We start from the raw sequence: 11,629 nt of genomic DNA on the forward strand, positions 1-11,629 counted from the left end.
TATGGGTATGAAATTTTTTAATCCTGTTACTCCGTCTTCTCGTGGGACTGTGTTAGTAAGTAAAGTTGGTTTATCAAAAGATGAGCCAGAAAAGTCTCTTACATCCGGTAAAAAGTCCAGTGGTGGAAGAAATAATTATGGTAGAATTACAACTCGTCATAGGGGTGGTGGTCACAAAAAGAAGTATAGAGTTATAGATTTTAAGCGTAATAGAAGTGGTCAGGGTATAGTTGAAAAAATAGAGTATGATCCAAATAGAAGTGGGTTTTTAGCGTTAATATCATATAAGGAAGATGATATTAAGTCTTATATATTAGCTCCTCAAGGTATGAAGCCTGGTGATGTTGTTACAGCTGGAAATGATGCTGATATTTTACCAGGGAATTGTTTGCTACTCAAGTATATACCTGTTGGTTCTTTCGTTCATAATGTTGAGCTGAAACCAGGTAATGGTGCTGCGATTGCTAGAGCTGCTGGTTGTTATGCGCAAATCGTTGGTCGTGATGGCCAATATGTTTTATTACGACTCAGGTCTGGTCAAATTAGGTTGATTTTATCTTCTTGCAAGGCTACTATTGGTGTAGTATCTAACCCTGACCATAAGAATAGAAAGCTGGGTAAAGCTGGAAGAAGTAGGTGGCTTGGAATTAGACCTACTGTGCGTGGGGTTGCGATGAATCCGGTTGACCATCCTCATGGAGGTGGGGAAGGAAAAACCTCTGGTGGTCGTCATCCTGTTACTCCTTGGGGTGTTGCAACAAAAGGAAAGAAAACTCGGAGGAAAAATAAATCTAGTGATAAGTATATAAAACAATTGAAAGGTTAGTTTATGAGTAGATCTGCGTGGAAGCCTCCTTTTTGTCATCCTTCTATATTAAAGTCGGTGAATAATGCTTTAAACAAGGGGTTTGTTAACATGGCTATAAAAGTTCATTCCAGGGCTTCTGTAATTCTTCCTAATTGTTTAGGTTTAAAGTTTGCTGTTTATAATGGTAAGGATTACATTCCTGTTAATGTTAATGATCAGAATATGATAGGTCATAAATTTGGTGAATTTTCGCCCACTCGTAAATTTACTGGGCATAGTGGTGATAAAAAGGCGACAAGAAGGTAATTGATATGAAAAACAGAGATGTAATAGTTAAAGCTGGTTCTAGGGTTTTAAAATCAACTCCTCGTAAATTGAATTTGGTTGCTGGTTTAGTACGTAATAAAAAAGTTTCTTTTGCCACTGTGCAATTAAGATTTTGTGAAAAGAAAGCTGCGGGTCTTATAAGGAAGGTATTAAATTCTGCGATTGCTAATGCTCAATATAATTATGGATTGGATATCGATAATTTATATATAAAAGAAATTTTAATAGGTAAGTCTCTTACTTTGCGTAGGGTATGTCCAAAAGCTATGGGTAGAGCTAATAGAGTTAGTAAACGTTATAGTAATATAACTGTAAAATTGGGGGAAATTATATGATTCATAAAAATAGAAAATTAATAAGGAAAGTGCAAAAGTATGGGAAACGTTAATCCTAAAGGATTTAGGTTAAAAATAATTAATACTTGGTCATCTATTTGGTATGCTGAGAAGGGTTATAAACAAGGGTTGCATCAAGATTTATCTATTCGCAGTTATATAAATGAATCTTTTAAGCATGCTGGTGTTTCTAAAGTAATTATAGAGCGTACGATCGATTTGGTGTCTGTAATAATACATTCTTCTAGACCTGGAGTGATAATAGGTAAGAAAGGCTCAGATATTGAGAAGATAAAGCAAAAAATAGCTGAAAAAGTAAAAAATAATGTAGAAGTGAATGTAGTAGGGGTTAAAAGGTCTGAAATAGATGCAGTTTTAATATCAAGCAGCATTGCACAACAGTTAGAAAAAAGGGTTTCATTTAGAAGAGCGATGAAAAAAGCTATTCAAAGTTGTTTGAGGATGGGTGCTAGAGGTATTAAAGTAAGTTGTTCTGGGCGCCTTGGCGGAGCTGAGATAGCTCGTACTGAATGGTATAAAGAAGGTCGTTTGCCTTTGCATACTTTACGTGCTAATATAGATTATGCTTTTTGTGAAGCAAAAACTATATATGGCATCATAGGAGTTAAGGTCTGGGTTTATATTGGTAACTAATTAGGTATATTGAAATGTTTGTTCCCAAAAAAAGTAAATATAAAAAAGTATTTAAAGGACGAATTAAGGGTAACACGAAAGGTGGTAGTACGCTATCTTTTGGAGATTATGGTCTAAAGGCTATGGAAGCTGGTAGGGTTCAGTCTAAGCATATTGAAACTGCAAGGCGTGTAATATCTAGAACATTAAAACGCTCTGGTAAAGTGTGGATAAGAATTTTTCCTGATACCCCTGTTAGTAAAAAGCCGGCAGATGTGCGTATGGGTAAAGGGAAAGGTAGTGTTGAATTTTGGGTATTTAAAGCTAAGCCCGGTAGAATGTTGTTTGAAATTAGCAGTGATGTTCCCATGCATTTAGCAAAATTGGCGCTTGAAAAGGCAACCGCTAAGCTTCCTATGAAGTGTAAATTTGTATCTAATCATAATTAAATGGAGTTGCAATGGATATAGCTGACATTAGGTCAAAATCCTCACAAGAATTGCATGAAATTCTTGTAAATTTGAGAAAAGAGTTTGTTAATTTGGTTTTTCAAAAAAAGTTAGGCCAGTGCAACAATATTTCGCGTTTTGGTTTGATAAAAAAGAGCATAGCTCGTATTCTAACTGCATTAAATGAAAGAAAAGGAGAGGAAAAGAATGCCTAAGAAGGTTTTTTGTGGTACTGTAATTAAGACTAAATGTGATAAAACTGTAAAGGTTTCGGTATTACAAGTGTATAAGGATGAGCTGTATAAAAAGGTTATAAAAAAATACAAGAAGTATACAGCACATGATGAGAATAATAGTTGTAAAGAAGGGGACAAGGTTTTAATACAAGAACACAAGCCTATTTCTATTACTAAAAAATGGGTTGTTGTTAATAGCTCACATTGAATAGGATATTTATATGATTCAAAAAAATACATTGTTGGAAGTAGCTGATAATTCTGGTGCGCGTGCAGTGCTTTGTATTGGTTTATTGGGTGGTAGAAAGTCTGCATCTATAGGTGACACAGTTATTGTATCTACTAAATCTATTACTCCAAGAGGGAAGGTTGAGAAGGGAAAAGTATATAGAGCAGTTGTGGTGAGGGTGAAAAGCCCTATTAGAAAATCTGATGGTTCTGTAATTCGTTTTTCTAGCAATGCTGTAGTTTTGATTAACGATCAAGGTGAACCACTTGGCACTCGGGTATTTGGTCCGGTAAAAAAGTTATCATCTGGTTCTTTTATGAAGATAATGTCATTAGCTGTTGAGGTTTTATAATGAGTGCTAAAATAAAAAGTGGTGACGACGTTATAGTTTTAACTGGTAGAGATAAGGGAAAAATTGGTAAAGTGATTAAAGTTGTGGCATGTGATGCTAAAAGAAAGGTAATTGTTTCTGGGGTAAATGTACATAAGAGACACACTAAACCAAAAGCTGGTAGTAGTGGTGGTATATTAAATAAAGAGTCAGCTATTGATATATCCAACGTTGCAACATTGGACCCTAAATATAAAACTCCAACTAGAGTGGGGTTTAAGGTTATAGACGGTAGAAAAGTGCGTTTTGCAAAAATTTCTGGAGAAGTGATAGATTAGGTTGATATGTTTAAAGAATTATATAAAGATAGCATAGTAAAGTCCTTAAAGGATAAGTTTAATTACGGCAATATAATGCAAGTGCCTAAACTTGTCAAGGTGTGTATCAATATGGGCGTTGGAGATGCTGCTACAGATAGTAAAGCAATAAATGAACCACTTGATAGCCTATATTTGATTGCTGGGCAGAAGCCTTTATCAACTTTTGCAAAAAAATCTATTTCTGGCTTCAAGATCAGAAAAGGTGCTACAGTAGGTTGCAAAGTTACTTTGCGTAGAGATAAAATGTATGAGTTTTTAGAAAGATTGATATATATTGCTTTGCCAAGGGAAAAAGATTTTAGAGGATTTAGTGTGAAGCAATTTGACGGTAATGGTAATTTTTCCTTTGGTATAAAGGAACATATCTCGTTTTTAGAAATAGACTATGATAAAATAAGTAAAATTAGAGGTATGGATATTAATATTATAACAAGTGCAGTTAGTGATAAGGAAGCAAAGGAATTATTACTGGCTCTTAAATTTCCTTTTTTTGATTAATTGAGAGGAGAAATATATGGCAAAAAAATCTATGATAGAAAGAAATCTTCGCAGAATAAAGCTGTGCGATCAATATAAAGAAAAAAGAGAAAAATTGAAATCTATAATAAATGATAAGAATTTGTCTATTGTAGAAAGGTTTACAGCTCAAAATAAATTAATTAAAAAATTGCCTAGAAATTCTTCTAAAACCAAAATTAGAAATAGGTGTGCTTTAACTGGGAGACCAAGAGGAGTATATAGAAAATTTGGTTTATGTAGAATTGTTTTGCGTGATTTATGTTCTTTTGGGCAAGTTCCAGGAGTTACAAAGTCTAGTTGGTGAATATAATATAAGGAGTATATTGTGGCGTTATCTGATAGTATTGGTGATTTTTTAACAAGGATACGTAATGCTCAATTAGCAATGCATAGAACAACAAGAGTGTTGTTTTCTAAAGTGAATTCTTCTATACTGAAGATTTTAAAAGATGAAGGGTATATCCTTGATTATGAAAAGCAAGTTGTAGATAATTTACCTTCTTTCATTGTAAAATTGAAGTATTATGAGAAGTCACCTGTAATTAGTGACATAGTTAGGGTGTCAAAGCCTGGTTGTCGTCGTTATTCTAAGTATAAGGACATTTCTAAAGCATATAATGGTCTTGGTATTTTTATTATATCGACACCCAAAGGAGTGATGACTGATTATAATGCACATAAGTTAAAGGTTGGTGGAGAAGTTTTGTGTCGTGTGTTTTAAATAATAGGAGAAATTCATGTCTCGTATAGGTGCTGCTCCTATCAATATTCCTGCTGGTGTTTCAGTTGAATATAATAATGGTAGTGTGTTAATAAAGAGCGCTAAGGCTGAAAAAGAAGTTAGCTTAATCAGTGATGTTGTGTGCCGGATTGTTGATAATCAGCTATTGCTTTCTGTTGATCAAGATAAAGATGATTATGATGAAATAAAGCCTATGTGGGGCACTTATAGGAGTAATATTAATAATATCATTAACGGCATGATTGATGGTTTTTCTGTTAATCTTGAGATTAACGGTGTTGGATATAAGGCAGAGTGTGATGGTAAGTATTTGACTTTGTATCTTGGTTATAGCCATAATGTTAAATATAAAGTGCCTAAAGATGTTGAGATTAAGTGTATAAAGCCAACTCACTTAGTAGTTAGTGGTATGGATAAGCAGAAGGTCTATATGGTGGCGTCTGATATATGCAAAATTAGAAAATATGATCCTTATAAAGGTAAGGGTGTTGTAATAAAGGGTAAATTTATGTTGCGTAAAGTTGTAAGTAAAAAGAAGTAATTAAGATGAGAAGGTTATATAATTTTTTAAGTAATGCTGAAAAAAGGAAGTTGCGTAATAGAGCGAAGCTTGACAAGAGCGCTGAACGTTTGCGTATATCCATATTTAAATCTAATAGGCATTTTTATGTCCAGTTAATTAATGATGTAAAAGGAGTAACTCTCACTTCAGCTTCTACTTTGGATGCTAAAATTAAGGATGTATGTAAAGGGAAAGTCAACGCTGAAACTATAAAACAGGTTTCTTCTTTAATGATTGAGCGCTTATCTGGTCTGAAATTAGAACAAGAGCTAGTGTTTGATCGTGGAGCGTATAAATATACAGGATTAGTTTCTCAATTTGCTGAGGCTTTAAGAAGTTCTGGATTTGAATTTTAGAAGGGTTTGAATATGGCTATAAAGAATTTACAAAATAATAATGATTTATCAGAGCTTTTAGTTTCGGTACGAAGAGTAACAACGGTTACCAAAGGTGGTAGAAGATTTTCATTTTCAATTTTGGTTGTTGTTGGCGATGAGAAGGGTAGGGTAGGATGTGGAATAGGTAAGCACGCAGAAGTTGCTGAAGCAAGAGTCAAAGCTGTAAATGCTGCAAAGAAATCGATGATTAGAGTGTACTTGCGTGAAGGTAGAACTTTGCATCATGATATTAAAGCTAAATTTTGTTCTGGTGAGATAGTTTTAAGAACCGCAAGAGCCGGAACAGGTATTATTGCTGGTGGAGCGGTTAGGTCAGTTTTTGAGGTGTTAGGTATAAAGGATGTGGTAGCTAAATCTACTAGATCAAATAATCCTCATAACGTTATATGTGCGGTGTTTAAGGCTTTTGATAGTATGTTGTCTCCTCGTCAGGTGGCAAGCAAAAGAGGCAAAAAGATTAGCGAGATAGTTGGAAACAGGTAAAGTATGAATAATGCTGTAAAATTAAACTCTATATTTACTAAATTATCTAAGAAAAAGAAGCCTAAGTTGCTGGGTAGAGGTATCGGTTGTGGTAAAGGTAAAACATCCGGTAGAGGGCATAAAGGGCAAAAGGCTAGAAGTGGAGTTTCCATAAATGGTTTTGAGGGTGGACAACAGTCTATATATACTCGTTTGCCTAAAAGAGGTTTTAAGCCTATACGTAGGAACATATACTCTATAATTAATGTTGGCGATATACAGCGCTTAATGGAAGCTAAAAAAATAGTGAAAGACTCTGTTATAGATAAGGAGAGGCTGTATAAATTAGGTTTTATAAAGTCTATTAAGAATAAAATTAAACTTCTTAATAAAGGTAAGTTGAGCGAAAAATTTGTGTTTCATGTTGATTTTGCGTCAGAAGCTGCAAAAAAATCTGTAGCTTCAGTTGGTGGTAGTGTGGAAATACTATCGTAAATCATGGGCAATAAATCCGCATTTAATAGCTTGGATCCTACGTTGTTATATAAAGGCGATTTATTAAAACGTATATTTTTTACGCTAATAGCTTTAATTTGCTATCGCTTGGGTACTTATGTGCCTATCCCTGGAATTAATCTTGATGTAATTAATGATATATTTCCCAAAGAGGGCTCAGGCGTTTTTGGAGTATTTAATTTATTTTCTGGTGGTGCATTGGCTAGAATGACAATTCTAGCATTGAACGTTATGCCATATATAATGGCTTCTATCATTATTCAGTTGCTTTCTTCTGCGATTAAAGGAATGAAGGAAGTTAAGAATGATGGAGAGTCAGGCCGTAGAAAGATGAATTCTTATATACGCTACCTGACCATAGTAATTTGTGTATTTCAATCAATTCCAATTTTGGTTGGATTGGAAGGGATGAATAGGGAAGGGGTATTGGTTGTAATCGAACCTGGTGTTATGTTTCGTACAATAGGTGTTTTTAGCCTTTTAGGTGGAACTATGCTTTTAATATGGCTTGGTGAACGAATCAGCGCTAGCGGTATAGGCAATGGTATCTCATTAATCATTTTCACGGGCATAATATCAGAGTTACACAGCGCTTTGTCATCTTTGTTAACGTTAAATAAAAACGGTAGCGTATCGTTATTTATTATCCTTTTTGTTTTGATATTGTTTTTTTTACTGCTACTCTTAGTCATTTTTGTAGAGTCTTCTTATAGAAAGGTTATTGTTCAACATCCTAAAAAGCAATTTAAAAGATTACATAATGACGATTTTACTTATATTCCATTGAAGATTAATTTATCTGGTGTAGTACCAACCATTTTTGCTAATGCAATTTTATTGACACCTATTTCAATTGCAAATTTCTATAAGGGGCACGCTTTTTCCGATTTTATTTTGAATTACTTTATGGCAAATAAAGTAGTATATATTGTAGCCTATTTGGTGCTGATAGTATTTTTTAATTTTTTCTATACCAATTTTATATTTAATCCAGAGGAAAACGCAGATTTTCTTAAAAAAAATGGTGGTTTTATACCTGGTAGAAGGCCTGGGAAACATACTTCTGATTACCTTCAAGATATAGTTTTTAAGTTGACATTCATTGGCTCTGCGTATTTGGTAGTTATATGTACCGTACCTGAAGTTATGAGATATTATTATGATATACCATTTATTTTTGGTGGAACGAGCTTGCTGATTATAGTGAACGTTATTACTGATACTATTGTGCAAATACAATCTTATATTTTTTCGAATAGGTACGACAGCTGGATAAAGAAATATGAGTCTAAAACGAGGAAAGTAAGATGATCATTACGATTTTTGGTCCTCCAGGTTCTGGTAAAGGTACTCAGTCAAGCTTGTTAATAGCAAAATATAATTTAAAATTAATTTCAGTAGGGGATTTATTAAGGAATATTATATCTAGCAGTAGTGAGTTAGGTGAAAAAATAAAGGGTACCGTAGAATCTGGTAATTTAATTCAAGATGAAATTATATGTGGATTATTGCGTGACCAGCTTGCATCAATGGATGGTAATTGCTTGTTAGACGGGTTTCCGAGAAATTTAAACCAAGCTCATTTCTTGACTCAAATTTTGCAGGAGAAATATAGTACAGATGTTGATATTGTAATTGAGCTGCAGCTTGACGATAATATTGCAATCGATAGATTAAAAAATCGTCTTGCGTGTTTGGACTGTAAAAGTATATATAGTATATCTTCTTTTAAGAGTACTACTTGTGCTAAGTGTAAAAGTACGAAGTTAGAGAAAAGAATTGATGATGCTGATATGTCTGCAATTAATAAGAGAATAAGTGAATATCACCTTCAAATGAAAGGTTTACGCGAGTATTATAAAGGCAAATTATTAACAATTGACGCTAATTTGAGTGTTGATGAGGTAACGCAAGAGATTGAAAGTAAAATTTCTTGTAATTTGGTTTGACTCTGAGTTGTTTTATGGTATAAATTAAGAGTTGTTATTAATAAAGTATCGAGGTACCAGTGGCACGTATTGCAGGCATAAATATTCCAGTGAGGAAATGTGTTCCTTTTGCATTAACTTATATATATGGTATAGGTATTGCTACTGCGAATGTAATTTGTCACGCTTGCGAAGTTGATAAGCGCAAACGTGTTTCAGAATTACGAGATGAAGATATAGAAAAGATCAGCAGTTTCATTAGACAAAATTATGTTATAGAAGGTGAGCTCAGAAAAGAAGTGGCTATGAACATAAAATCTTTAGTGGAAATGGGATGCTATAGAGGAGTGAGACATAGAAAAGGTTTACCTGTGAGAGGGCAAAGGACTCATACTAATGCTAAGACTCGTAAAGGTAGATCTCGGTTGCCTATTGCTGGGAAAAAATAAAATTTATTATTATTGTGAGTTTTAATGAAAAAAGTCAAAACGGTTGGTAAGAGTACAAAAGAGTTTATTACTGGTGTTGTTCATATTCGTGCAACTTTTAATAATACTTTTGTAAATGTAACTGATGTTCATGGTAATACGCTATGTCAAACTTCTGTGGGTGCATGTGGTTTTTCAGGTTCGAGAAAATCCACACCTTATGCTGCAGGTAAGGCTGCGGAGGCTGCTGCGAAGAAGGCAATGGAGAGATTTGGTATGAAGGTTGTCTCTGTAATAATTCGTGGTCCTGGCTTTGGTACCGAAGCTGCGGTTAAAGCACTTCAGAGCTGTGGGTTGACTGTGACTTCAATTGCAGATAAAACCGCAATTCCTCATAATGGGTGCAGGTTAAGAAAAAAAAGAAGAGTATAGGATATTTGAAAAGGTTGTTTTATGTATTATAATAATGATGTTTCTCTCTGTAGCAATTTAGATAAATTGATTAAACCTAGTTCAGTTAAGGTAATATCAGATGATTCCAGTGAAAAAAGTGATATAGTGCTAGAACCGTTGGAAAGTGGTTTTGCTTTAACATTAGGTAATGCATTAAGACGTGTAATGTTATCTTCTCTTAAAGGTAGTGCTGTTTATGGAATAAAAATTGAAGGTGTAACTCATGAGTTTACTTCAGTTCAAGGGGTGAGAGAAGACGTAACTGATATAGTATTAAATATGGGCATGTTGAGGTGTAAATTAAATGGTGCTTCTAATAAATGCTTAAATTTAAACGCTAAAGGGCCTTGCCAGGTATTAGCTGGGATGATAGAAACTGATGATCAATGCTCTATTGTTAATAAAGATTTATTAATATGTACGCTGGGGCAAAATGTAGAGCTTAACATGACCATATATGTGGCTAGCGGAAAAGGTTATCTTCCTGTAATTAAGTATAAAGAAAATGAACTTTTGAAGCTTATGAGTGAACAGGATTTAATTGGCTTTATTCCAGTTAATGCTTTGTATAGCCCTGTCAACAGGGTTTCGTACAGGGTAGAGAACAGTCGTGTTGGCCAAGTGACTGATAAGGATAAGCTGATATTGTCAATTGAAACTGATGGTACAATCTCTCCGAGTCAAGCTGTTGACTCTGCTGCAAGAATATTGCAGGAGCAACTTCAGCCCTTTATTAGTTCTGATGTAAGTTATAAAAAATCGCAGGTTTCTTCGTCTAGTGGTGCTAAAGATTTGGGTTATGACCCTGTCTTATTGCGTAAGGTAGATGAAATGGAATTATCTGTCAGATCTCATAACTGTCTGAAAAACGAAAATATCACTTATATAGGTGATCTTGTGCAAAAGACAGAAGGTGAAATGTTAAGAACTGCTAATTTTGGCAGAAAGTCTTTGAATGAGATTAAGGCAGTTTTGGCTAATTTTGGCTTGTCTTTGGGTATGAATGTGCTAAATTGGCCGCCTAAGGATATAGATGAGTTGGCTAAACAACATACTGATGAAGATTAGGTGATATATGAAACATGGAATAAAAAAACGTAAACTATCTCGTTGCACTGAACATAGATTATCGACGTTAAAGAATCTATCTATCTCATTAATTAACCATGAGCAGATTGTAACTACTTTACCAAAAGCTAAGGAACTTCGTCCATATGTCGAAAAGTTTATTACAATTGCTAAGAATAAGAATACTTTACATGGTAGAAGACTTTTGCTTTCACGCCTTCATAATAGTAAGTTAGCAGTTGATAAGTTATTAAACGTCTTAGCCAGCCGTTATCAAGATCGTAAAGGTGGGTATTCTAGAATAATAAAATTTAGCACTCGAAAGGGTGATTGCGCTTCAATGGCAGTGATAGAACTGGTTGATAGGGATATTGCAGCAAGAGGTAAGGTTTATAGTAAAAATAAAGAAGGAGGCAAAGTAGTTACACAAAGTTAATTGTTATCATAATTGTTCTTCTTATGGTAAGTAGGTTACGCTACTTTGTAGGTTACTTTGGCGAGTTATTAGTTTTAGTATATTTAAAACTGAAATGGTATAATGTTATAAAACGCCGTTACCGTTGTAAGTTCGGTGAAATTGACTTAATTGTATCTAAAAAAAAGGAGCTGATTTTTATAGAAGTTAAAACAAGTTTACTTGGAAAAGAAATACCGATATCTCATCTTCAATGTCATTCTATTATAAATTCTTCTAAGTATTTCTTAAGTAAAAACCTTAGTTTTTTAGATTATTCAGTCAGATATGATTTATATTTTCTTTCCTTAAAGAGAAGACCTGTTTATATAAAAAATGCTTGGATTGAAGAATGAAAGATTTGTAGCTGA

23 protein-coding genes are annotated in these 11,629 nt (G+C 34.0%); all 23 read left to right on the forward strand.

All coding sequences use genetic code 11. The features are described 5' to 3' along the window. Position 1: 1 nt before the first annotated feature. The 23 genes from rplB to OPR43_RS03265 are packed head-to-tail and all read left to right on the forward strand — an operon-like array spanning position 2 to position 11,614. Entirely contained in the window at positions 2–826 is an 825-nt protein-coding gene (rplB, locus tag OPR43_RS03155; RefSeq protein WP_265035458.1) for a 50S ribosomal protein L2, read from the forward strand. Positions 827–829: 3 nt separating this feature from the next. Further along, positions 830–1,114, forward strand: coding sequence for a 30S ribosomal protein S19 (gene rpsS, locus OPR43_RS03160; protein ID WP_006279181.1), 285 nt, complete (start codon positions 830–832; stop codon positions 1,112–1,114). A 5-nt stretch (positions 1,115–1,119) separates the two neighbouring features. Then, on the forward strand, positions 1,120–1,470 hold the full coding sequence (rplV, locus tag OPR43_RS03165) for a 50S ribosomal protein L22 (RefSeq protein ID WP_164224758.1): 351 nt from the start codon (positions 1,120–1,122) through the stop codon (positions 1,468–1,470). 39 nt (positions 1,471–1,509) lie between these two features. Next, complete coding sequence (rpsC, locus tag OPR43_RS03170; protein WP_265025672.1) at positions 1,510–2,124, forward strand: 30S ribosomal protein S3; 615 nt, start codon at positions 1,510–1,512, stop codon at positions 2,122–2,124. 14 nt (positions 2,125–2,138) lie between these two features. Then, positions 2,139–2,552: a 50S ribosomal protein L16 gene (rplP, locus tag OPR43_RS03175; protein WP_265035460.1), complete on the forward strand. Its 414-nt coding sequence runs from the start codon at positions 2,139–2,141 to the stop codon at positions 2,550–2,552. Positions 2,553–2,563: 11 nt separating this feature from the next. Next, entirely contained in the window at positions 2,564–2,767 is a 204-nt protein-coding gene (rpmC, locus tag OPR43_RS03180; protein WP_264329102.1) for a 50S ribosomal protein L29, read from the forward strand. Beyond that, positions 2,760–2,996, forward strand: a complete 237-nt coding sequence (gene rpsQ / locus OPR43_RS03185; protein WP_265035462.1) for a 30S ribosomal protein S17 — start codon at positions 2,760–2,762, stop codon at positions 2,994–2,996. Before rpmC ends, rpsQ begins: the two co-directional genes overlap by 8 nt. A gap of 13 nt (positions 2,997–3,009) precedes the next feature. Continuing rightward, the gene (rplN, locus tag OPR43_RS03190; protein WP_006279348.1) at positions 3,010–3,369 is read left to right on the forward strand and encodes a 50S ribosomal protein L14; all 360 of its coding nucleotides are present in this window, start codon (positions 3,010–3,012) and stop codon (positions 3,367–3,369) included. Next, entirely contained in the window at positions 3,369–3,686 is a 318-nt protein-coding gene (gene rplX / locus OPR43_RS03195) for a 50S ribosomal protein L24 (RefSeq protein WP_406832841.1), read from the forward strand. The genes rplN and rplX overlap by 1 nt, the downstream gene beginning before the upstream one ends. A 6-nt stretch (positions 3,687–3,692) precedes the next feature. After that, entirely contained in the window at positions 3,693–4,226 is a 534-nt protein-coding gene (gene rplE, locus OPR43_RS03200; protein ID WP_010962750.1) for a 50S ribosomal protein L5, read from the forward strand. A gap of 16 nt (positions 4,227–4,242) precedes the next feature. Further along, a complete protein-coding gene (gene rpsN / locus OPR43_RS03205; protein ID WP_265025667.1) occupies positions 4,243–4,551 on the forward strand; it encodes a 30S ribosomal protein S14 in 309 nt (102 codons plus the stop codon). A 21-nt stretch (positions 4,552–4,572) separates the two neighbouring features. Then, positions 4,573–4,968, forward strand: a complete 396-nt coding sequence (gene rpsH, locus OPR43_RS03210) for a 30S ribosomal protein S8 (protein WP_265025665.1) — start codon at positions 4,573–4,575, stop codon at positions 4,966–4,968. Positions 4,969–4,984: 16 nt separating this feature from the next. After that, entirely contained in the window at positions 4,985–5,530 is a 546-nt protein-coding gene (rplF, locus tag OPR43_RS03215) for a 50S ribosomal protein L6 (RefSeq protein ID WP_265025664.1), read from the forward strand. 5 nt (positions 5,531–5,535) lie between these two features. Next, the gene (rplR, locus tag OPR43_RS03220; protein WP_265035463.1) at positions 5,536–5,907 is read left to right on the forward strand and encodes a 50S ribosomal protein L18; all 372 of its coding nucleotides are present in this window, start codon (positions 5,536–5,538) and stop codon (positions 5,905–5,907) included. Between the two features lie 12 nt (positions 5,908–5,919). Further along, a complete protein-coding gene (rpsE, locus tag OPR43_RS03225) occupies positions 5,920–6,432 on the forward strand; it encodes a 30S ribosomal protein S5 (RefSeq protein WP_265035464.1) in 513 nt (170 codons plus the stop codon). Between the two features lie 3 nt (positions 6,433–6,435). Further along, positions 6,436–6,906 carry a 50S ribosomal protein L15 gene (rplO, locus tag OPR43_RS03230; RefSeq protein WP_265025661.1) on the forward strand — a complete coding sequence of 157 codons (471 nt, stop codon included), beginning with the start codon at positions 6,436–6,438 and terminating at the stop codon, positions 6,904–6,906. Between the two features lie 3 nt (positions 6,907–6,909). Beyond that, positions 6,910–8,238, forward strand: a complete 1,329-nt coding sequence (secY, locus tag OPR43_RS03235; protein WP_265035465.1) for a preprotein translocase subunit SecY — start codon at positions 6,910–6,912, stop codon at positions 8,236–8,238. Then, positions 8,235–8,876: an adenylate kinase family protein gene (locus tag OPR43_RS03240; RefSeq protein ID WP_265025659.1), complete on the forward strand. Its 642-nt coding sequence runs from the start codon at positions 8,235–8,237 to the stop codon at positions 8,874–8,876. Before secY ends, OPR43_RS03240 begins: the two co-directional genes overlap by 4 nt. A gap of 59 nt (positions 8,877–8,935) precedes the next feature. Continuing rightward, positions 8,936–9,304, forward strand: a complete 369-nt coding sequence (rpsM, locus tag OPR43_RS03245) for a 30S ribosomal protein S13 (protein WP_007550179.1) — start codon at positions 8,936–8,938, stop codon at positions 9,302–9,304. A 24-nt stretch (positions 9,305–9,328) separates the two neighbouring features. Beyond that, positions 9,329–9,715 carry a 30S ribosomal protein S11 gene (gene rpsK / locus OPR43_RS03250; RefSeq protein WP_265025658.1) on the forward strand — a complete coding sequence of 129 codons (387 nt, stop codon included), beginning with the start codon at positions 9,329–9,331 and terminating at the stop codon, positions 9,713–9,715. 21 nt (positions 9,716–9,736) lie between these two features. Continuing rightward, positions 9,737–10,804, forward strand: coding sequence for a DNA-directed RNA polymerase subunit alpha (locus OPR43_RS03255; protein ID WP_265035466.1), 1,068 nt, complete (start codon positions 9,737–9,739; stop codon positions 10,802–10,804). Between the two features lie 7 nt (positions 10,805–10,811). Next, positions 10,812–11,240, forward strand: a complete 429-nt coding sequence (rplQ, locus tag OPR43_RS03260) for a 50S ribosomal protein L17 (protein ID WP_007550873.1) — start codon at positions 10,812–10,814, stop codon at positions 11,238–11,240. A gap of 23 nt (positions 11,241–11,263) precedes the next feature. Then, on the forward strand, positions 11,264–11,614 hold the full coding sequence (locus OPR43_RS03265; RefSeq protein WP_265035468.1) for a YraN family protein: 351 nt from the start codon (positions 11,264–11,266) through the stop codon (positions 11,612–11,614). Positions 11,615–11,629 lie beyond the last annotated feature (15 nt).

Source organism: Wolbachia endosymbiont (group A) of Apoderus coryli, assembly GCF_947251615.1.
Taxonomy (GTDB): Bacteria; Pseudomonadota; Alphaproteobacteria; order Rickettsiales; family Anaplasmataceae; genus Wolbachia.

Coding starts and splice junctions, on each gene's coding strand:
- secY (WP_265035465.1), top strand. CDS start 6,910: ATGGGCAATAAATCCGCATTTAATAGCTTGGATCCTACGTTGTTATAT.
- rplV (WP_164224758.1), top strand. CDS start 1,120: ATGAAAAACAGAGATGTAATAGTTAAAGCTGGTTCTAGGGTTTTAAAA.
- rplP (WP_265035460.1), top strand. CDS start 2,139: ATGTTTGTTCCCAAAAAAAGTAAATATAAAAAAGTATTTAAAGGACGA.
- rpsE (WP_265035464.1), top strand. CDS start 5,920: ATGGCTATAAAGAATTTACAAAATAATAATGATTTATCAGAGCTTTTA.
- rpsQ (WP_265035462.1), top strand. CDS start 2,760: ATGCCTAAGAAGGTTTTTTGTGGTACTGTAATTAAGACTAAATGTGAT.
- rpsC (WP_265025672.1), top strand. CDS start 1,510: ATGGGAAACGTTAATCCTAAAGGATTTAGGTTAAAAATAATTAATACT.
- rplO (WP_265025661.1), top strand. CDS start 6,436: ATGAATAATGCTGTAAAATTAAACTCTATATTTACTAAATTATCTAAG.
- rplB (WP_265035458.1), top strand. CDS start 2: ATGGGTATGAAATTTTTTAATCCTGTTACTCCGTCTTCTCGTGGGACT.
- rplQ (WP_007550873.1), top strand. CDS start 10,812: ATGAAACATGGAATAAAAAAACGTAAACTATCTCGTTGCACTGAACAT.
- rpsK (WP_265025658.1), top strand. CDS start 9,329: ATGAAAAAAGTCAAAACGGTTGGTAAGAGTACAAAAGAGTTTATTACT.
- rplF (WP_265025664.1), top strand. CDS start 4,985: ATGTCTCGTATAGGTGCTGCTCCTATCAATATTCCTGCTGGTGTTTCA.
- OPR43_RS03255 (WP_265035466.1), top strand. CDS start 9,737: ATGTATTATAATAATGATGTTTCTCTCTGTAGCAATTTAGATAAATTG.
- OPR43_RS03265 (WP_265035468.1), top strand. CDS start 11,264: ATGGTAAGTAGGTTACGCTACTTTGTAGGTTACTTTGGCGAGTTATTA.
- rplR (WP_265035463.1), top strand. CDS start 5,536: ATGAGAAGGTTATATAATTTTTTAAGTAATGCTGAAAAAAGGAAGTTG.
- OPR43_RS03240 (WP_265025659.1), top strand. CDS start 8,235: ATGATCATTACGATTTTTGGTCCTCCAGGTTCTGGTAAAGGTACTCAG.
- rplN (WP_006279348.1), top strand. CDS start 3,010: ATGATTCAAAAAAATACATTGTTGGAAGTAGCTGATAATTCTGGTGCG.
- rplE (WP_010962750.1), top strand. CDS start 3,693: ATGTTTAAAGAATTATATAAAGATAGCATAGTAAAGTCCTTAAAGGAT.
- rplX (WP_406832841.1), top strand. CDS start 3,369: ATGAGTGCTAAAATAAAAAGTGGTGACGACGTTATAGTTTTAACTGGT.
- rpmC (WP_264329102.1), top strand. CDS start 2,564: ATGGATATAGCTGACATTAGGTCAAAATCCTCACAAGAATTGCATGAA.
- rpsS (WP_006279181.1), top strand. CDS start 830: ATGAGTAGATCTGCGTGGAAGCCTCCTTTTTGTCATCCTTCTATATTA.
- rpsN (WP_265025667.1), top strand. CDS start 4,243: ATGGCAAAAAAATCTATGATAGAAAGAAATCTTCGCAGAATAAAGCTG.